This window comes from Rhodoferax sp. PAMC 29310, from assembly GCF_017948265.1.
GTDB lineage: Bacteria > Pseudomonadota > Gammaproteobacteria > Burkholderiales > Burkholderiaceae_C > Rhodoferax.
The window spans coordinates 3,888,605-3,908,181 of the sequence record NZ_CP072852.1; the positions used below are offsets into that span (position 1 = coordinate 3,888,605).

The 19,577-nt window shown below is 60.1% G+C and carries 19 protein-coding genes and 1 pseudogene; 4 read left to right on the forward strand and 16 right to left on the reverse strand.

The annotated features are described in order from the left end of the window. Positions 1 to 81 precede the first annotated feature (81 nt). From fliD to J8G15_RS18100, 5 genes are all read right to left on the reverse strand, one after another. Complete coding sequence (fliD, locus tag J8G15_RS18080; protein ID WP_210543924.1) at positions 82 to 1,506, reverse strand: flagellar filament capping protein FliD; 1,425 nt, start codon at positions 1,504 to 1,506, stop codon at positions 82 to 84. A gap of 15 nt (positions 1,507 to 1,521) precedes the next feature. Continuing rightward, entirely contained in the window at positions 1,522 to 1,896 is a 375-nt protein-coding gene (locus tag J8G15_RS18085; RefSeq protein WP_210543926.1) for a flagellar protein FlaG, read from the reverse strand. 59 nt (positions 1,897 to 1,955) lie between these two features. Next, on the reverse strand, positions 1,956 to 2,642 hold the full coding sequence (locus tag J8G15_RS18090) for a flagellin (RefSeq protein ID WP_210543928.1): 687 nt from the start codon (positions 2,640 to 2,642) through the stop codon (positions 1,956 to 1,958). Positions 2,643 to 2,696: 54 nt separating this feature from the next. Beyond that, positions 2,697 to 3,344, reverse strand: coding sequence for a flagellin (locus J8G15_RS18095; RefSeq protein WP_210543930.1), 648 nt, complete (start codon positions 3,342 to 3,344; stop codon positions 2,697 to 2,699). A gap of 663 nt (positions 3,345 to 4,007) precedes the next feature. Next, positions 4,008 to 5,197 (reverse strand): IS3 family transposase gene (locus tag J8G15_RS18100; protein WP_210542005.1). Its coding sequence is split into 2 segments (ribosomal slippage): positions 4,008 to 4,939 and positions 4,939 to 5,197, totalling 1,191 coding nucleotides; the frame shifts between segments, so codons are not numbered across the junction. Between the two features lie 141 nt (positions 5,198 to 5,338). Here J8G15_RS18100 and fliS point away from each other — a divergent pair. Beyond that, a complete protein-coding gene (gene fliS / locus J8G15_RS18105; protein ID WP_210543932.1) occupies positions 5,339 to 5,740 on the forward strand; it encodes a flagellar export chaperone FliS in 402 nt (133 codons plus the stop codon). Positions 5,741 to 5,750: 10 nt separating this feature from the next. Then, positions 5,751 to 6,050, forward strand: coding sequence for a flagellar protein FliT (locus tag J8G15_RS18110; protein WP_210543936.1), 300 nt, complete (start codon positions 5,751 to 5,753; stop codon positions 6,048 to 6,050). Positions 6,051 to 6,136: 86 nt separating this feature from the next. On the opposite strand, the gene J8G15_RS18115 is transcribed toward J8G15_RS18110, so the two are convergent. Further along, positions 6,137 to 8,233: a molybdopterin-dependent oxidoreductase gene (locus J8G15_RS18115; protein ID WP_210543937.1), complete on the reverse strand. Its 2,097-nt coding sequence runs from the start codon at positions 8,231 to 8,233 to the stop codon at positions 6,137 to 6,139. A 121-nt stretch (positions 8,234 to 8,354) separates the two neighbouring features. Between J8G15_RS18115 and J8G15_RS18120 the strand changes: the two genes are divergently transcribed. Beyond that, a complete protein-coding gene (locus J8G15_RS18120; protein ID WP_210543939.1) occupies positions 8,355 to 9,548 on the forward strand; it encodes a M20 aminoacylase family protein in 1,194 nt (397 codons plus the stop codon). A 60-nt stretch (positions 9,549 to 9,608) separates the two neighbouring features. On the opposite strand, the gene J8G15_RS18125 is transcribed toward J8G15_RS18120, so the two are convergent. From J8G15_RS18125 to J8G15_RS21710, 3 genes and pseudogenes are all read right to left on the reverse strand, one after another. Further along, the gene (locus J8G15_RS18125) at positions 9,609 to 10,403 is read right to left on the reverse strand and encodes a type III pantothenate kinase (protein ID WP_210543941.1); all 795 of its coding nucleotides are present in this window, start codon (positions 10,401 to 10,403) and stop codon (positions 9,609 to 9,611) included. A 47-nt stretch (positions 10,404 to 10,450) separates the two neighbouring features. After that, positions 10,451 to 10,861, reverse strand: a complete 411-nt coding sequence (locus J8G15_RS21705; protein ID WP_240538582.1) for a rhodanese-like domain-containing protein — start codon at positions 10,859 to 10,861, stop codon at positions 10,451 to 10,453. Between the two features lie 258 nt (positions 10,862 to 11,119). After that, positions 11,120 to 11,572: pseudogene (locus tag J8G15_RS21710) on the reverse strand (MBL fold metallo-hydrolase); the annotation flags it as partial. A gap of 227 nt (positions 11,573 to 11,799) precedes the next feature. On the opposite strand from J8G15_RS21710, the gene icmF reads away from it, so the two are divergent. Continuing rightward, positions 11,800 to 15,126, forward strand: coding sequence for a fused isobutyryl-CoA mutase/GTPase IcmF (icmF, locus tag J8G15_RS18135; protein ID WP_210543945.1), 3,327 nt, complete (start codon positions 11,800 to 11,802; stop codon positions 15,124 to 15,126). 101 nt (positions 15,127 to 15,227) lie between these two features. Here icmF and nirK read toward each other — a convergent pair whose 3' ends face one another. From nirK to J8G15_RS18165, 7 genes are all read right to left on the reverse strand, one after another. Next, entirely contained in the window at positions 15,228 to 16,040 is an 813-nt protein-coding gene (gene nirK / locus J8G15_RS18140) for a copper-containing nitrite reductase (RefSeq protein WP_370627436.1), read from the reverse strand. Positions 16,041 to 16,114: 74 nt separating this feature from the next. Continuing rightward, the gene (locus tag J8G15_RS22170) at positions 16,115 to 16,354 is read right to left on the reverse strand and encodes a hypothetical protein (RefSeq protein ID WP_370627437.1); all 240 of its coding nucleotides are present in this window, start codon (positions 16,352 to 16,354) and stop codon (positions 16,115 to 16,117) included. Between the two features lie 235 nt (positions 16,355 to 16,589). After that, on the reverse strand, positions 16,590 to 16,757 hold the full coding sequence (locus J8G15_RS18145) for a hypothetical protein (RefSeq protein WP_210543947.1): 168 nt from the start codon (positions 16,755 to 16,757) through the stop codon (positions 16,590 to 16,592). A gap of 282 nt (positions 16,758 to 17,039) precedes the next feature. Then, positions 17,040 to 17,417: an RNA-binding protein gene (locus J8G15_RS18150; RefSeq protein WP_210543949.1), complete on the reverse strand. Its 378-nt coding sequence runs from the start codon at positions 17,415 to 17,417 to the stop codon at positions 17,040 to 17,042. 418 nt (positions 17,418 to 17,835) lie between these two features. Further along, positions 17,836 to 18,711, reverse strand: a complete 876-nt coding sequence (locus J8G15_RS18155) for an alpha/beta hydrolase (protein ID WP_210543950.1) — start codon at positions 18,709 to 18,711, stop codon at positions 17,836 to 17,838. 3 nt (positions 18,712 to 18,714) lie between these two features. Next, positions 18,715 to 19,107, reverse strand: a complete 393-nt coding sequence (locus J8G15_RS18160) for a RidA family protein (RefSeq protein ID WP_210543952.1) — start codon at positions 19,105 to 19,107, stop codon at positions 18,715 to 18,717. Further along, on the reverse strand, positions 19,104 to 19,574 hold the full coding sequence (locus tag J8G15_RS18165) for a thioesterase family protein (protein WP_210543954.1): 471 nt from the start codon (positions 19,572 to 19,574) through the stop codon (positions 19,104 to 19,106). Before J8G15_RS18165 ends, J8G15_RS18160 begins: the two co-directional genes overlap by 4 nt. Between the last annotated feature and the right edge of the window lie 3 nt (positions 19,575 to 19,577).

Consider the following 19,577-nt stretch of genomic DNA (forward strand, 5'->3'; position numbering starts at 1 on the left):
GGTCATCACGCTCGCTTTCATGCTGACGCTGGCATAGGAGTGGGCAGCATTTCTCGAGTTCGAGTACACATCATGCACCTTTTAACGGCTGCTCTGGCTGCTGGCCAGCTGCTGGGTCAGGTATGTGCTGGTGGTGTTCATGCTACTGAGCAGCATATTCAGATTGGTGTATTCGATTCTGTATTTTTTCTGAAGGGCCGTCATCCGGTTTTCCAGGCTGTCGACTTCCTGATTAAAATTTTTGACGTACTGGCCGAGGCTTTGCGTGCGTGTGTCGATCAGGCCACCGGCCTGAAGCGTCGACTTGCCCCAGGCTTCCAGCCGGGTGGCGAAGCCCGTCGATGACGAGAGTAAATTCGTCACATCGCTGAAATTGGCAGCGATTGCGCTGTCAAGCTTGCTGCTGTCGAGCGCCAGCGTGCCATCTGCCTGGATTGCAATACCGACCTGCCCAAGCGAGGTCAGGGTGCCGCCGCTTGCCGGTGTCATGAAAATGCCGCGCAGCTGGTCCTGCATGAGGCGTAAGGTGCCGTCGCCCGCCAAAGCACCCCCAGCGCTGGTGCTTGTCCCATAGGCTGAGCGGGACTTGATCTGGCTGGCCAGCGCGTTATACGCGTCGACAAAACTGGCTGCTGCGGTATTGATTGCCTTGGTGTCGCGCGCGACCGCTAGGCTGGCCTGTGTGGCGGTGGTGTTCTTAAGTGTCAGGGTGACGCCCTGGATGGCTTCGCTAACGGTGTTAGACGCGCTGGTAATCGCGATGCCGTTCACCGTGAGCTTGGCATCCTGCGCAGCCAGTGTCTGGGTCAGGTTTTGCGTGCCGGCTGGGTCGTAGCCCAACAGGCTGTCAATGGCGCCGTCGCCGCCGTTGGTGGTGATTTTGAAGCTGTTGCTGGCGCCCGAACTGCTCGAACTCAGAGCGAGGCGGTAGGGGGTTCCGCTTCCGTCGTTGACGATGGTTGCGGTCACGCCTGGGGCTGCGGCATTAATGGCATCACGAATGCCTCCCAATGTGTTGTTGCTGCCGTCGATAGTGAGGCTGACCGTTCCGTTGCCGTTGGACGCAAACGTTGCACCGGTGTAACTCCCGTTCGTCAGCGTGCCACCACTGATCGCGCCCAGGTCGAAAGTGACCACGGTAGGTGATCCGTCGCCAATGGCGCTGCTGCTGCTAGCCTGGCCGGCTGCAACCAGGTTTTGCGACTGAGCCAGCTGGCTTACGCTCAGGGCGTAATTGCCGGGAACTGCGGTGCTGCCGGCAGAGGCGGCAAAAACGCTGCCATCGGACGGCGTGGCGGCTACTTTTTGCAGGCCGGTGTTCAGGCCTTGCGCAGCGGTCTGAAAGCCCGACATCAGGCTGCTGATCGTGCCGAAGGACGAAATCTTGGTCTCGTAGCTGGCAATCTTGGCTGTGAGCTTGTCAATAGGCCGACGCTCGACCGCCATCAACTGTGAGACGAGGGTGGGGACATCTATTGCGGTCGTACTTGATGAAGTAATGGCCATGATTAACCTCCTGGCTCAAGCCTTTAGGGTGAGTAGCAGACCCTGCTGGAATTGACCGATGCTGCGTGAAATGGCCAAGGTTTCCTCGGATGGAAATTGGCGGATCAATTCGCCGGTGCTTGTGTCCAGCATCCTGACCACGGTTTGGTGAGTGTCTGTGTCCACACTGAATTCCAAGCTGTGGTTCGACTGGCGCATGGCTTGATTGATTACCGCTACCGCACTCCTCAGCTCCTCAGGGGATACTTGCGGTGGGGCACTCTGGACTGGGGGCGCAGCGGCCGCCTTGAACTCTGCTCTTGCAGTCGCGGCGCCATGAGTGCGGGTATCAGGCGGCACGGCTTGATTGAACTGCGGGGTGTTCTGGATAATCATTGCGGTACCCTTCATGCCAAATTCCTGACCGAACAATTCAGTCAGGAATTTGTTATATCAAATATCGGCTTAGCTTAACGCAGCAATGTCAGCACGGTCTGCGGCGTCTGGTTGGCCTGCGCCAGCACCGCAGTGCCTGCCTGTTGTAGGATGTTGTTCTTGGCCTGCGCAGAGGTTTCGGCGGCGTAGTCGGTATCCATGATGCGGCTGTAGGACGCAGACAGGTTCACCGAGGCGGTTTGCAGGGTGGCAACTTCGGATGCCTTTTGCGCCATAGTGGCACCGAAAGCAGCGCGTGCAGTCATTACAGTACCAATGTCGGCGGCGACTTTCGCGGCGTCGTCGGTAGCAGCATCGATTGCCGTCAGGGTCGGTCCGCCACCTCCTGCCGCTGTAATAAGCCCATTAATCCGGACGTTTTCAAGTGCCAGCGCTGCTGTTTCTGCCGTGCCGGCGACGTTCCCCGTCGCAGACAACACTTCTGACATACGTTGCAGGTTTTCAGTGATTTGCCCCAGATAACCATCTCTGGTTTGCGCAGAAGATATGGCGTCGTTGGCATTGCGGATTTGCACGTTGGCGGTGCGAATCTGGGTATCGTAGCCTACTGCAATGGCCAGGCCGGAAGCGTCGTCCTTGGCGCTGTTGATGCGCAGGCCGGAAGACAGGCGTTCCTGAGCGGTTTGCAGGCCGATCGCTGATTTGTTGAGGGCTGCACCGGCAAACAGGGCGCCTACGTTGGTGTTGATGACTTGTGCCATGAAATTTCTCCTTTAGTGGGTTGAACGTTTCTGTTTTTAGGTGCGGATCAGCGACTAACGCAACAGGGTCAGCACGGTCTGTGGCGTCTGGTTGGCCTGCGCCAGCACCGCGGTGCCTGCCTGTTGCAGGATGTTGTTCTTGGCCTGGGCTGAGGTTTCGGCGGCGTAGTCGGTATCCATGATGCGGCTATAGGAAGCCGACAAGTTCACCGAAGCGGTTTGTAGAGTGGCGACTTCGGATGCCTTTTGTGCCATGGTGGCGCCATAGGCAGCGCGGTTACCCATCACGGTAGTCAGGTCGGTGGCGACGGAGGCAATGGTGCCAGTAAGGGCTGTACCGCCTTCAAGCGTCCTGATGCGGGCGTTTTCAGCGATCAGTGCAGTCGTTTCTGCCGTGCCTGCAGGGGTTCCAACCAGAATTTCGCTAATGCGTTGCAGGTTTTCGGTGACTTGCCCAAGATAGCCGTCCTTGGTTTGAGCCGACGAGATGGCGTCGTTGGCATTGCGGATTTGCACGTTGGCGGTGCGAATCTGGGTGTCGTAGCCTACTGCAATGGCCAGACCGGAAGCGTCGTCCTTGGCGCTGTTGATGCGCAGGCCGGAAGACAGGCGTTCCTGAGCGGTTTGCAGGCCGATCGCTGATTTGTTGAGGGCTGCACCGGCAAACAGGGCGCCTACGTTGGTGTTGATGACTTGTGCCATGAGATGTCTCCTTGAATAGGGCGATTAATTTGGCATTTATTCCCCGAGTGGGGGGTGGTGCCTCCAACATTGGTTTGCTTCCCCGTCAGGCCAAGCATTTAACCGCTGTGAATTAGTTATCGGCCAGTGCCGGAAAAAACTTTAGGGTAAAGGGATAGATATTTCAACCAAGTGTGGCCAGGTCTCGCGCATGGGACCCCGCACATCGGGCCGATCAAAGGGCGTACCTCATAGTTACGCACACCGGAGCAGGTTCGCCGTAAAGCTATGGCGATGGATGCTTGAATCTGCGAAAGAAAACCGCGCAGCGATCGTCGGGGTTGCGCAGCCAGTTAGCACCCTATCGGGTTTTTCCTCTGAAGAGTCACTCCATTTGCTACTCAATATAGTGTGAAGGCGATATCGTCTGTGCCCTAGGAAGGGATCTAACCAACAGGTTACGTTTCGTCATTGAAGTCATTGAGGGTCTGAATCTCTCCAAGCTCACCAGCCAAACCTCGGGTGCCAGAACTCATGGCGCTGGCGCAACGCAGTGAACTGTCCTGCTTGGTCAATGTTCGCCAGCGCGGGCGCTCCCTATTGCGGCCGTACTCGCAGGCCCCTTGCACGACTAGGTTTACGTGAGTTGACCTTGCCCCTGGAATCCGTATCCCATAACCGAGATCATGAGTTGGCTTGCTTGGGCTGATTAGCAAGCCAGTTTTGCTCGAACCGCACCGGGCTGACGTAGGCCAGTGTCGAATGCAGTCGAGTCCGGTTATACCAAAGCATCCAAGCAATCGTTTCATCCTTTGCCTCCCGCTGAGTCTTGAACTTCTGTCCGTATAACCGTTCCACCTTCAATGATCCAAACAGCGTCTCGCTGCAGGCGTTGTCCCAACAGTTGCCGCGCCGGCTCATTGAACTGGTGATGTCGTACTCCTTGAGCACTTCCCGGAAGTCCTTGCTGGCGTACTGACTGCCGCGGTCGCTATGGAACATCAGGCCAGCCTGCTTGCCCGGATGCCGCTTGAACCATGCCATGCGCAGCGCATCAATGACGATGTCCCGCGTCATTTCCTCTCGTAACGACCAGCCCACTACTTGGCGGCTGAACAGGTCAATCACCACGGCCAGAAACAACCAGCCTTCGTCCGTGGCGATGTACGTGATGTCACCCACCCAGACCTTGTCGGGTGCTGCCACATCGAACTCCCGGTTGAGCAGGTTGGGTGAGATCGCTAGATCGTGATTGCTATCGGTGGTGACCTTGAAGCGCCGCTTTCCCTTGGCACGGATGCCGTGCAACTGCATGAGCTTTTGCACGCGCTCTTTGCCCACACGGATGCCACGGGCAAGCAGCTCCTTCCAGGTGCGTGGCCAGCCGTAGCCGCCTCGCGTCTCGGCATGGATGGCCTTGATGTGCACCAGCAAGGCGTCATCGCTCAGGTGGCGGAGCTGGGCCGGACTGGCCAGTCGCACAAAGTGTTCGTGGTACCCGGCGATGCTCACCCCCAGTACGCGGCACTGTACCGAGATCGGCCATGTGCTGCGGTGGCGCTGGATGAAGGCGTACTTCAAATCGATCCCTTTGCGAAGTACGCCGTCGCTTTTCCCAGAATGTCGCGCTCCATCTTCACACGCGCCAGCTCGGCCCGCAACCGGCTGATCTCCATCTGCTCGGCGCTGACCAATACCTTGCTGTCAGCTCCCTTGAGCTGGCCCTGGCGCTGCGCCTTGACCCAATTGAACAACGTCTGGTCGACCACTCCCAGCGTGCGTGCCGCGGCTGCAATGCTCTGGCCACCTTCGACCAGTCGAACTGCTTCTTGCTTGAATTCGAGCGTGTAGCGCGCTCTTGCTGTCTTCGTCATTTCCGTTCTCCTTGCGTGAATTTAAACACTCAGCAAGAGATACGTTTTTCGAGGGCAAGGTCAAGTTCTGCTCAACTTGGGGCTTTAGTTGGGGTGACTTTGGCCGATATAGGAAGCATCAACCAAGACAGGACCCCTATCATGTTTATTCCCGTCCATGCCCGTGCCGCCTCAGCCTACCAAAAGGTTGGGCTAGAGTCCGTTGTGAATAGCTCAAATCCGCACCAGTTGACCCAGTTGCTGTTTAAGGCACTGCTTCAAGCGCTCAGCGCAGCCCGTTCGCAGATGGTGCAGGGCGATGTGGCGGGGAAATGTCAGAGCGTAGATCGCGCATTGCAGATTTTGCAAGACGGCCTGGATGGGGCTCTTGATATGAAAAAGGGCGGCGAGATTGCACGTAGTCTGCGCGCACTGTATAACTACTGCGGCGTGCGCTTGTCCTTGGCCAATGCCCTTAATGACCCCCTTGTTCTGGATGAAGTGCGGGGTCTGATTGAGCCCATTGCCCAGGCCTGGGACCAGATTCGTCCCGCCGTTAACTAGTGAGCTGGCCATGTCACAACAACTCATTGACTACTACAAAGCCATTGAAAACAGCAGCCTGCAAATGCTGAACGCTGCCCGCTCTGAAGACTGGGAGCAGGTGGTGCGGTTTGAAGGGGCGTGTGCGGTGCTGATTGAGCAGCTGCGTGCCCGGGCCAGCACCGAGGAGTTATTGCCAGAGCAGCGCAAGGAAAAGACCCGCATCATGCAGCGCATTCTGAACAACGATGCGCAGATTCGCTACCTGGCGGAGCCTTGGTTAAGCCACTGTGAGCAGGCCTTTGAAGGAAAGTCGCAGTACCTGCATTGATCTGCTCTGTTTTTGATAGCTGCTTGCGCTTTCTGCACGAGGCCTAGAGGCATATTCCTTGTATATTTTTTCCCAGCGCGGCCTCTTCAAGAGGCTGCTTCTACGTCCACCAGGCAGTCGTAAAACGTGGGGCCGCGGCCCAGGTCGGTGAGTTTTTGGCTTGTCACCTCATTGACGTTCTTCCCATCCAACCCCAGCTTTCGCCACCACACGCCCAGGCCGTTCACCACGCCAGGGCGGGCGCGTTTGGAGATGCTGACTTTGCAGCGGTAGCTGCCGCGCTGGTTGAACACCCGAACAATGCTGTTGTGCGCGATGCCACGGGCTTGCGCATCGTCCGCGTGTATTTCCAAAATGGGCTCGCCTTCAATGTCGCGCAGGCTTTTCACGTTGACAAAGCTGGAGTTCAAGAAGTTGCGCGCCGGTGGCGAGATCATGGCCAGCGGGTAGCGCTCCGAGGTGTTGAAGGCCTCGTGGTTGGGCACATGGTTGGGGAGGCCGTCTTGGCCGCTGGCCGCCAAGCTGGCGCTGAAAAACTCGCAGCGCCCTGAGGGGGTGGGGAAGTTGCCCTGGGCAAAGGGTGCGTCCGGGCTTTGCAGCGTGGAGAAACCGTGGCTTAGCAAGTCGTCAAAAGACACGGTGTCGCCAAAGGCCTGGCGGCAGAGGGCTTCGTCGGTCTCGGCAAAGCAGGGGTGGGTGAAGCCCATGGCCTGGGCCAGCTCCCGAAAAATCTGGGTGTTGGGCTTGGCTTCGCCTTGCGGGGCAATCGAGGGGCGGTTGAGCAGCGCGTCGGTATGGCCGTAGCTGGCGTGCACGTCCCAGTGTTCCAGTTGAGTGGTGGCGGGCAGCAGGTAGTCGGCGTAGTCGGCGGTGTCGGTCTGAAAATGCTCCAGCACCACGGTGAACAGGTCTTCGCGTGCAAAGCCTTGCACCACTTTGCTGGAATCGGGCGCAACGGCGACGGGGTTGCTGTTGTAAACCACCAGCGCTTCAATGGCCGGGCCAAACTCAGGGCTTGCGGGGCGGAGCAAGTCGTCGCCAATGGTGCTCATGTTGATGGTGCGGGGTGTGCGCCCAGCCAGCAGCTCTGGCATTTGCAGCGCGGCGCGCTGAACCGGAAACTGGCCGGAGCTGGACAGCAGCACGCCACCGGCGCGGTGGCGCCAAGCGCCAATCAGGGCGGGCAGAGATGCAATCAGGCGCACGGCGTTGCCGCCACCGTGTACGCGCTGCAGGCCGTAGTTCATGCGAATGGCAGCGGGTTCGCCACTGTGCACTGTGCGGCCATAGTCTTGCGCCAGCGCGCGGATTTGACCGGCGGTAATGCCGCAAATGGCGGCGGCCCGCTCTGGCGACCACTGCAGGGCGCGTTCACGGAGCTGGCTCCAACCCAGGGTGTGGCGGGTCAGGTAGTCGTGGTCGAGCCAGTTGTGGGTGATGAGTTCATGCATCAGCGCCAGGGCCAGCGCGCCGTCGGTGCCGGGCAGCAGGGCGATGTGCTCATGGCATTTGTCGGCGGTTTCGCTGCGCCGGGGGTCAATGCAAATGAGCTTGGCACCGTTGCGTTTGGCCACCTGGGCGTAGCGCCAGAAGTGCAGGTTGCTGGCAATGGAGTTGCTGCCCCAGATCAGAATGAGTTTGGATTCGGCAAAAAACTGCACCTTCATGCCCACCTTGCCGCCCAGTGTCTGTGTGAGGCCCTCGGCCCCGGCAGCGGCGCAAATGGTGCGGTCCAGCAGGGCGGCGCCCAGGTGGTTAAAAAACCGGGCGGCCATGCTCTCGCTTTGCACCAGACCCATGGTGCCGGCGTAGCTGTAGGGCTGAATGGCCTGGGCCGCCTCCGGCCCCCGGCTGGCAATGGCGGTGAGCCGGGCGGCAATGTCTTTCAAAGCGCTGTCCCAGCTGACCAGCTCGAACTGGCCCGAGCCCTTGGGGCCGATGCGCTTCAGGGGGTGCAGCAGCCGCTCCGAGTGGTAGGTGCGCTCCGGGTAGCGGGACACCTTGGTGCACAGGGCGCCGTCGGTGTGCGGGTGGGCCGGGTTGCCTTGCACCTTGATGGCGATGCCGCCTGACACGGTGGTCAACATGGAGCAGGTGTCGGGGCAGTCGTGCGGGCAGGCGCCCAGCACCTGGGTCGTCACGGGGGCAAGTGGGTCAAGGGGGGCAAGCGTGGAGTCGTTCATGGCCGGGGCGCAAAAGTAAGAGGGCTATTTTGGCCCAAATGCATGAGACCACAAGGGGCACTGGGGCGGGCTGCTGGCAGGCCGAGTGGCTTGCTTATAGACTGTGCCAACAGGAGCGCTTATGAAAATCATCGATTCCATCGTGACCCAGGCCGCCGAGATGGCCACCATTCGGCGCGATATTCACGCCCACCCCGAGCTGTGTTTTAAGGAGGTGCGCACCGCCGAGGTGGTGGCACAAAAGCTGACCGAGTGGGGCATTCCCATCCACCGGGGGCTGGGCACCACCGGCGTGGTGGGGATTGTCAAAAACGGCACCTCCAACCGGTCCATTGGCCTGCGGGCGGACATGGACGCCCTGCCCATGCAAGAGTTCAATACCTTCAGCCACGCCAGCCAGCACCCCGGCAAGATGCACGCCTGTGGCCACGACGGCCACACCGCCATGCTGCTGGCCGCCGCCCGGCATTTGGCCAAACACCGTAATTTTGACGGCACCGTGTATCTGATCTTCCAGCCCGCTGAAGAGGGCGGAGGCGGTGCGCGCGAGATGATCAAGGTGGGTTTGTTTGAACAATTCCCCATGGACGCCGTGTTTGGCATGCACAACTGGCCCGGCGGCGAGGTGGGCCAATTTGCCGCCAGCGTGGGGCCGGTGATGGCGTCCAGCAACGAGTTTCGCATCACCATCAAAGGCAAGGGCGGCCACGCCGCCATGCCGCACAACGGGTTGGACCCGGTGCCGGTGGCGTGCCAGATGGTGCTGGCGTTTCAGACCATCATCAGTCGCAACACGCGCCCGATTGACTCCGGCGTGGTGTCGGTGACGATGATTCACGCCGGTGAGGCCACCAATGTGATTCCCGACAGCGTGGAGTTGCGCGGCACGGTGCGCACCTTTACCGTGGAGGTGCTGGACATGATTGAGCAGCGCATGCGCCAGATCGCCGAGCACACCTGTGCGGCGTTTGAGGCGAGCTGTGAGTTCAGCTTTGTGCGCAATTACCCGCCCACCATCAACAGTGCCAAAGAAGCCGAGTTTGCCCGCCAGGTGATGGCCAGCATCGTGGGCGAAGACCAAGTTTTAGTGCAAGAGCCCACCATGGGCGCGGAAGACTTCTCTTTCATGCTGCAAGCCAAACCGGGTTGTTACAGCTTTATCTTCAATGGCGACGGCGCGCACCGCGAGATGGGCCACGGCGGCGGGCCGTGCATGTTGCACAACCCAAGTTACGACTTCAACGACGACTTGATTCCGCTGGGCGCCACCTACTGGGTGCGTTTGGCCGAGGAATGGCTGAAAACCGAGGCCTGATAGCCCCAGTCACCCAGCACCTGCGGGTGGCTGGGTGCTATGCATTAAATAGCTAGGTGTCTAGATAATCTGGGCGCTAGCAGTCTGTTTTCCTTGAAATCGTCGGGCTGCCATTTCCAGCAGGCCATCAAAAATCAGGTTCTCGGCCAGCTCAAACGGCACCGACATGCTCGGCGCCATTTTCCAGCCGGCGCCACCGGTCATGAAGCACTTGGGCTCGGTACCGCAGTGGGTGCGCACATGTTTAACCATGCATTCCACCGCCCCGGCAATGGCAAATGTGCCACCGCTGGTCAGGGCGTCGCTGGTGTTGGTGGGAAATTCACGCACCGTGCCTGTGGGCACGTGGAGGCCGGCGGTGCCGGACTCCAGCGCGCGCAGCATGATGCCGTGACCGGGCAGGATGATGCCGCCCAGGAACTTGCCGCTGGCGTCAATGGCCTCTACCGTGACGGCCGTGCCCACCATGACCACCACCATCGGACTCGCCGGCCCTTGGGCCAAACCCCGGTGCCAAGCGCCAATCATGGCCACCCAGCGGTCCGCACCCAGCCGGGTGGGGTGGTCGTAGCCATTGGTCAGTCCGGCCTCTTCGGCGCTGGACACCACCCAGTGCGGGGCCAGGTCCCAAATCTCCATTTGTTCTTGGACACGGCGCTTCACCGCGTCACCGGCCACGATGCAGCCCAGCATTTGGGTGGGGGCCGGCAGGTTGGCCCAGGCCCCTTCAGAGAGCTTCTCTATATTGTCCAAAAACTCCGCTCCCTGGGCCATGGGGACGGCATTCCCCTTGGCACTGGGGTAGAGCGCCCATTTCAGGCGGGTGTTGCCAACGTCGATTGCCAAAAAGGTCATGCGCGCATTATCCGTAAACCAAGGGGAGGGAAATGACCGGCTGGGACTTAACCCTGTCGCCAAGGCAGGCCATGAAAGCGCCAGCCGCCGGTGCGGCCTCGTTGGGCATCTCCATTGGGGTCGCCCTCAAAGCCTTCCAAAATGTTGTAGGCCTCCATACCCAGCTCCGTGGCGCGCTTGGCCGCCGCAATAGAGCGCACGCCGCTGCGGCACAGCAGCACGACCTTTTGGCCCGGCGCCACGGCCGCTTTCAGGCCTGCGTCGAACTCGGCGTTCATCGCCATGCCCGGCCATTGCTTCCAGGCCAGTGGTACGGCGTCTGGCACAAAGCCGACCCAGGCCCTTTCGGCGTCGGTGCGCACATCCACCAGGACGGCGTCGCCCGATTGCCACCACCGCCAGGCCAGTTGAGGCGACACGTCGCCGGCATAGCCGGCGGCCTCACGGGCGGCCAGCATGGGGGTGTCAGCCACCTCACTGGCGTCATGGCGCAGGCCAGAGGTCAGATTCGCGGGCACCGCCTCGTCAATGCGTTTGGGTTTGGGCAGGTTCAGTGCCGCCATGATGGCGCTGAATTCGGCCTGGGTTTTGCCGGCAATGCGGGCGTTGCCTGTTTTCTGCGCACCGATGGTGGAGTGGCTGCGGCCTTTGTAGTCGTGGCCGGGCCACACCGTCGTGGCGTCGGGCAGCTTGAACAGCACATCGGTCAGGCTGTGAAACAGGGCCTCAGAACTGCCGGACTGAAAGTCGGTGCGGCCGCAGCCGTCGATCAACAGCGTGTCACCGGTGAACACATGGTCGCGCCAGACAAAGCTCATGCTGCCGGCGGTGTGGCCGGGTGTGTGCAGGGCTTGAATGGTCTCACCGCCAAACTTAAGTGTGTCGCCGTCTTTCAGTTGCACGGCGGCGGTGGTGATGCCGCAGCCGTCCGGCGCAGCGGTTTTGGCGCCCGCCAACTCCGCCAATTGGCCGGCACTGGTGATGTGATCCGCATGCGCGTGGGTCTCCAGCGTCCAGATGAGCTTGAGCCGGTGCTGGCGCAGCACCTCCAGGTCACGCTCGATTTGCTCGTCCACCGGGTCAATGATGACGGCCTCCCGCGTGGACGCATCAAACAACACATAGGTGTAGGTGCTGGACGTGGTGTCAAAAAGTTGAATGGGTTTCATGGCGCGGCCCTGGGGTGACTGGGTGAAAAGGCTGAAGGAGTGCGTCGCACATAAAGCGCACTCTAATTGATTTTGAGCGGGGCTTGCTGCCAACGCGTATCCGGCGCAGGATGCCAAAGCGCCAGAAAGGCGCTAAGATTGACGTTTACGTAAACGTCAAGTCAGCAGGGGCTGTTCCCATGCTGACTCGATTTTCAAAATAAACGCACCCTGCCGGAGACAAGCCCATGACCGAACTGTCCGCTGATTACAAGGCCCTTGCCAATTACCGCCCCACCCACAAGGTGCGCTTTGTCACCGCGGCCAGCCTGTTTGACGGGCACGACGCGGCCATCAACATCATGCGTCGCATCTTGCAGGGCATGGGCGCCGAGGTGATTCACCTGGGCCACAACCGCTCGGTGGACGAGGTGGTCACCGCCGCCCTGCAGGAAGACGTGCAGGGCATTGCCATCAGCTCTTACCAGGGCGGGCATATGGAGTATTTCAAGTACATGGTAGACCTGCTGAAAGAGCGGGGTGGCGCGCACATTCAGGTGTTTGGCGGCGGTGGTGGCGTCATCGTGCCGTCGGAGATCAGTGAGTTGCAGGACTACGGCGTGTCACGGATCTTCAGCCCGGAAGACGGCCAGCGCATGGGCCTGGCCGGCATGATTGGCGAGATGGTGATGCGTTGCGACAAAGACCTGACGGCTTACGCGCCGCAGGACATTGCCGCCATTCAAGGCCACGGGGAGATGAACTGGCGCGCTTTGAGTCAGCTCATCACCGCGCTGGAGAACGAAAACGCCGGCGGCACGGCCAAAGGCAATGTTTCAGCACCTTTGAGTGGTTTGGTCGAGGAAATACGGGCGCAAGCCGCTATCAAAAAGATACCAGTGTTGGGCATCACCGGCACCGGCGGTGCGGGCAAGTCGTCGCTCACCGACGAGTTGATTCGCCGCTTGCGGCTGGACCAGGGCGACAGCCTGCGCGTGGCGGTGATCAGCATTGACCCCTCCCGGCGCAAGAGCGGCGGCGCCTTGCTGGGCGACCGCATTCGCATGAACGCCATCAGCCCCTGGAGCCAAGGTCCGCGTGTGTTCATGCGCAGCCTGGCCACGCGTGACTTTGGCAGCGAGATCAGTGCGGCGCTGCCGGATGTGATTGCCGCCTGCAAGGTGGCTGGTTTTGACCTGGTGGTGGTGGAAACCTCGGGCATTGGCCAGGGTGACGCGGCTATCGTTCCCTATGTGGACGTGCCCATGTACGTCATGACGCCCGAGTTTGGCGCCGCCAGCCAGCTTGAAAAAATCGACATGCTGGACTTTGCCGAGTTTGTGGCCATCAATAAGTTTGACCGCAAAGGCTCGCTGGACGCCCTGCGTGATGTGGCCAAGCAAGTGCAACGCAACAAAGAAGCCTGGACCACCCCGGCTGACCAGATGCCCGTGTTTGGCACCATGGCCGCCCGCTTCAATGACGACGGCGTGACTGCCCTTTACCAGGCGCTGAAAGTGCGGCTGGAGGCCTTGGGCATGGTGTTTGCCCCAGCGATCTTGCCCACGGTTTCGGTGCGCCACAGCACCAACCAGACCCCCGTGGTGCCCGCCGCCCGGACCCGCTATTTGGCCGAAATCAGCGACACCGTGCGCGCCTACAAAAAGCGCGCCCGCAGCCAGGCCACGCTGGCGCGTGAGTTGCAGCAACTCAATGCCACGGCCCGCATGCTTGACGAAGACGACGCCAGCCGCGATGGCGCCAAAAACACCGTGCTCAGGCTGGCCAAAGAGCGCGCCTTGGGTGTGGACGGCAGCGCCCAGAAGCTGCTGGCCCAGTGGCCCAGCATGCAGGCCGCCTACGCGGGTGACGAATACGTCGTCAAAATCCGCGACAAGGAAATCCGCACCGCGCTCACCACCCAATCGCTCTCCGGCACCACCATTCGCAAAGTGGCCTTGCCGCAGTACGAAGACGACGGCGAAATCTTGAAGTGGCTGATGCTGGACAACGTGCCTGGCAGCTACCCCTACACCGCCGGCACCTTTGCCTTCAAGCGCGAAGGTGAAGACCCCACTCGCATGTTCGCCGGTGAAGGCGACGCCTTTCGCACCAACAAGCGCTTCAAGCTGCTCAGCGAAGGCATGGCCGCCAAGCGCCTGTCCACCGCGTTTGACTCGGTCACCCTTTATGGAAACGACCCCGATCCGCGTCCGGACATTTACGGCAAGGTGGGCAACTCCGGCGTGAGCATTGCCACGCTGGACGACATGAAGGTGTTGTACGGCGGGTTTGATTTGTGCTCGCCCACGACCAGCGTCTCCATGACCATCAACGGCCCCGCGCCGTCGATTCTGGCCATGTTCATGAACACGGCCATTGACCAGAACATCGACAAGTTCAAGGCCGACAACGGCCGCGACCCCACCGACACCGAGTTGGAAAAAATCAAGGAGTGGGTGCAGGAAAACGTGCGCGGCACCGTTCAGGCCGACATTCTGAAAGAAGACCAGGGCCAAAACACCTGCATCTTCAGCACCGAGTTCAGCCTGAAAGTCATGGGCGACATTGCCCAGTACTTTGTGCACAACCGGGTGCGCAACTTTTACTCGGTGTCCATCAGCGGTTACCACATTGCCGAAGCCGGCGCCAATCCCATCAGCCAGTTGGCCTTCACCTTGAGCAATGGGTTTACCTTTGTCGAAGCCTATCTGGCGCGCGGCATGCACATTGATGACTTTGCGCCCAACCTGAGCTTCTTCTTCAGCAACGGCATGGACCCGGAATACACCGTCATGGGCCGCGTCGCACGTCGCATCTGGGCGGTCGCCATGAAGGAAAAATACGGCGCCAACGAGCGCAGCCAGAAGCTGAAATACCACATTCAAACCAGTGGCCGCAGCCTGCACGCGCAAGAGATTCAGTTCAACGACATTCGCACCACGCTGCAGGCGCTGATTGCGATTTACGACAACTGCAACAGCCTTCACACCAACGCGTTTGACGAAGCCATCACCACGCCCACCGAAGACTCGGTGCGCCGTGCCATGGCGATTCAGCTCATCATCAACCGTGAATGGGGCTTGGCCAAGAACGAGAACCCTTCACAGGGCGCCTTCATCATCGAAGAGCTGACCGAGTTGCTGGAAGAGGCCGTGCTGCTGGAGTTTGAGCGTATTGCCGAGCGCGGCGGCGTGCTGGGTGCCATGGAAACCGGCTACCAGCGGGGCCGGATCCAGGACGAGTCCATGCATTACGAAATGCTCAAGCACACGGGCGAGCTGCCCATCATTGGTGTTAACACCTTCCGCAACCCGCATGGCGACCCGGTCAACGACAAGCTTGAATTGGCCCGCTCCACTGACGAAGAGAAGCAAAACCAGCTCAAACGCTTGGCCGATTTCCACGCCCTGCACGCCAAAGCGTCGCCCGCGATGCTCAAACGCCTGCAACAAGCGGTCATTGAAAACAGCAATGTGTTCGAGGTGCTGATGGACGCCGTGCGCGTCTGCTCCCTGGGCCAGATTACCAACGCCTTGTTCGAGGTGGGCGGGCAGTACCGGCGAAATATGTAGGAGGGGAGGGGCACCTCACCACGTGAGCGTGCTCCGTCTCCCCTGCGTGCTTTGCGTGAGCCGTGAGGACGCCGCTCTGCGTCCCCATCGGCCCGAGGTCGTTATTGAATCGCCGCCGGCTTGGCAACCTGCATCATCAAGTCGTTGTCCCACTTGCCACCGTCCACTTTGATGTGTGCGGCCGCGCCCAGCATGATGGCTTCAATGAGGTTGTGCGACAAGTAGACGTAAGTGCCTGGCTGTTTGAACTTGTAGGTGAACGCCCCGGCCGATCCGGCAGCGATGACCCAACTCTCAAGCCCTGTTGCGGGCTTGTCTGCCAGGTTGCCGCGCTCCCAGACGTAGTCGCCGTGGCCGCCAATCAGGTGCGGATAGGAGGGACGGTTGGCCTGTGAATGCAAAAACAGCACGGTTTCGCCTACTTTGGCGGTCATCGCGTTGTCACCCGTCAGCGCGCCTTTTGCGCCGCCAAACACCACGTGGGTGGGTATCAACCCCTCCATCACCTTCAGGTCATCGCCAAAGGATGAGATCGGGTCGGGGTAGCGCTTGTACTTGCCGTCCGCATCCTTTGGCAGGTAGTAGTCTTGCTCGCCAATGTAGTAGGCGCGGTCGTAATGCAAAGGCTTGCCCTGGTCATCCTTCAGGCCCGCTTTGGGCAGCACCAACACCGCCCCGTTCATGCCGTGAACCACGTGCCAAGGGATCATCTGGCCGCCGGGCGCGCAGTGGTAGACAAACGTGCCGGGCTTGGTGGCCTTCCAGCGCAGAACCACCTGTTCACCGGGCTGAACCATGGTCAGCTCGCCGCCGCCCAAAGCGCCTGTTGCGGCGTGGAAATCAATGTTGTGCGGAAGCTGGTTGGTCTTTGGATTGACGAGTGTCAATTCAACATAGTCGCCCTCGTGCACCACGATGAGTGGGCCGGGGACGCTGCCGTTGAAGGCAAAAGTCCAGACAAAACGCCGGGTTCGACCTCCACCTCTTTTTATTCAATCACCATTTTTACTTCAACGATGCGAGGCTTGATCGATGGAGATTGGCTGTGGGCTGGCACGCCAGGCGGTTTGACCAGCTGCTGGACCACGCGCTCCAGGCCACTGATCTTGGTCGGGCTGGTCGAGGGAACGGGATCAGCAGCGAAAACTGGTGTTGCGCCTAGTGCCAATGCGAGTGCCAGTGACAGTGACAGTGACAGCGTTGTGGAGTTAAAACGAAAGGGGGTCATGAGCGGGCTCCTGCGCGAAGCGGACGTCCGGAATTCGGACAGTTGTCTCTTTTCTTTGCGCTGGCTTCACGCTAACTGTTACATCCAAAAATCGAATTGATGCAAATCAACGCCTTGATTGATATGGGCGGGTCGTACGGCTACCCTATGTAGACGCTGCGTCGAGAGTTTGGTAAACGACAGGCGTAAAAAAGGGCGATTGAACCGCCCTTTTTTGGTGCTGACCGTGGTCAGATTAACCGCCCTTGCGGCAACGCTTGCCTGGGTTTTTCTTGTTGTTGGTGGACGTGCCACGCTCCAAGCTGCGCTTTTGGCCTTGGGGGGCGGTGAAGCACACGCCGGCAGGTGCGACAGGGCGGGGGGTTGCTTTGCGGTCTGCTTCGGTGCGGAACTCTTTGGCCATGAAATAACTCCAGATAAATTGAAAAAACCCCTGATTATCTCAGCACTTGAGGTGGCCTGCGGGGAATTAGGGCTGTTGGCGGATTTTTGAGTGTGCCATTTCGGTGATCGGGTCGCCGATGCGGCCCTCACCAGTGAGCGCGGTAGGGCGCGAGAAGGGCTTGCACCACGGGTTGTACGGGTGAACGCTGCGTACAAGGCGTCCCGAGTGTGATACTTCGACTGACAAGCTCAAGGCAAAAAAAACCGGCCAGTCGGCCGGTTTTCATCTGAGATTCAGATTTTAGTAACGGTTGCCGCCACCACCGTAGCCGCCGCCACCGCCACCGCCACCGCCGCCGCCGCCGCCGTAGCCACCGCCGCCGCCTTCACGACGACCGCCACCGCCGCCGCCGAAGCCGCCGGTGCGTGGCTCCATTGGACGGGCTTCGTTGCAAACCATGTCACGGCCATCAACGGATTTACCGTTCATGCCGCCGATGGCTGCTTGAGCTTCTGCGTCGCTGGACATTTCCACAAAGCCAAAGCCTTTTGAGCGGCCGCTGTCGCGGTCCATCATGACTTTGGAAGAAGTCACGTTGCCAAACTCCGAGAAGTATTGGTTCAGTGCCTGGTCATCAACCGAGTAAGAGAGGTTGCCGACGTAAAGTTTTTTACCCATTTTGGGATCTTTCAAAAAAGCGCCACGGTGAAAATCAACCGTGCGGCGCGGGGGGAATGATGGTTCCGAATGGAAACCATCAACGGAGTGACGCTTGAGCAGAGTCACGCATACAGGGCAACCCGTCTTCATGAGCCCCATGCAAAGCAGGTTCTTGGGTGCAGGGGACGAGTTGAATAAAAAGTGGGGATTAAATCCGAAAATTAGGCTCGCCGCTGGGGGAGTAAGACGACCGAGAGGGCCGAAGTAACCGGCCAAAAAGGTGCTTGGCGGCACCAGTGGCGCCGCAGAACATGTCAAACAACAACTACTGCGAAGGTAAGCAAACTACAGTAACTCATGCAGTTTACTCCCGATCAACGACAGCGCCTAATTTATTGCCCCCATGGGTGCTAACCGGTCATAAGTTCAAGAGGCCTCAAGGGGTAGTGATTGGACTCAGCGTCTGGTACAGCCAGCGCGCGGCGGCACTGTCCGCAGACTCCAGTCCGTGGATGACGGTGAAGTGATCGGCACCCGCGATGGGCGCCAGCTCGGTCGGATTGCCCAGTGCCTGAGACGCGGTGTGCAGAAGCTGCGACTGCCTCTCAAACTCGGTGCTCTCCTCTCCCCCCCAGGTGATCCAGGTGGGCGTGGGGCAGGCGCGCACGCGAAAGGCTGGGGAATTGCGCTGGATGATGCCCTCGTCGAGCTGGATCTGGGGTTGCAGGTAGCTAAAGCGCAGCGGGGCGAGGTCGTACAGACCGCTGAACAGCAAGGCGGCGGCAATCGGATTCTCGGGAAGGCCGTAGTCCTGCGCCCACGGCGTTTGCAGGCACATGGCGGCCAGATGGGCGCCAGCCGAGTGACCGCCAATGGCGACTCGGCTCGGGTCGCCGCCATAGGCCGCAATATTTCGCAGCACCCAAGCCACCGAGGCCCGGGCCTGGCGGGTAATCTCATCCAGACTGACGCTGGGGCACAAGGCGTAATTGACGACCACGGTGGTGATGCCCAGCGCATTCAGCCCCAGGGCAACACCGCTGAACTCTTTGGAGGTATAGGCGCGCCAATAGCCGCCGTGAATGAACACAAACACCGGGGCATTGGGTTGGCTGGCGGGAAAGATGTCCAGCGTTTCGGCCAGCGTTGGGCCGTAAGGCACGTCCAGGTGGCAGGGCAGGGTGTCACGGGCGCGCTGGGCCGCCTCCACATAGTGTTGGCCGGCAGAGGCTGGGTTGGCGAGCTTGAGCGACGGGTTGTACTGGGCGTCAATCTCGGCCTGGGTTTGAAAATCGCGGTAAATGGTGGGCATGGTTCAGTCCGGAATGATGGCGGTAACTTCAATTTCGACTTTGGCACGGTCTTCCATCAGGGCGACGACCTGCACGGCGCTCATGGCGGCGTTGAAGCTGCCAATGATGTCGCGAAAGGCTTGGCCCACTTCGCGCCCGGCGTTCATGTATTCATGTTTGTCGGTGACGTACCAGGTCATGCGGGTAATGTGCTCAGGTTTGGCGCCAGCCTCGGAGAGCACAGCGACCACGTTCTGCAAGGCTTGGCGGGCTTGGCCAGCGAAGTCGTCAGTCTGGAACTCGTTGTTGGCGTCCCAGCCGATCATGCCGGCCACAAACACCATCTGGCCGCGTGCCATGACGCCGTTGGAATAACCGCGTGGGCGAGGCCAGGCGGGGGGCTGAAGTGTTTTCATGAAGAAACTCCTGATGTGGATTGCCAGTGGGAGATGGCGGCGCGCACGTCGGCGGGTAGGTCGATGGCGTGGTCGCCGTCCAGCGAGGTGGTGACCAGCACCTGTTGCAGCCGAAGGCGGACTTGGTGGCCACCGCGACCGACTACCGCCAGCGTGAGTGACTTTTGGCCTAGGCGGGTGACTTCCAGGGCGAACTCAAGGGTTTCGCCCATGCGGCTGGGGGCCACAAAATCGGCTTGCAGCGAGACCGTGGGCAGGCCAATACGGCGCTCAGCGATCAAGGTGGCGTAGTGGATGCCCAGTCCCTGGGTGAACCAGTTCTCCACTAGGTTGTTGAGCATCACGAAGTACTGCGGAAAAAAGACCATGCCAGCCGGGTCGCAGTGCGAAAAATGCACGGTGACATGCTGGCGAAACTTTGCGCCGGTGTTGCCCGGAGTGGTGTCGTTGCTTGAAGCGCTTGTCATGGG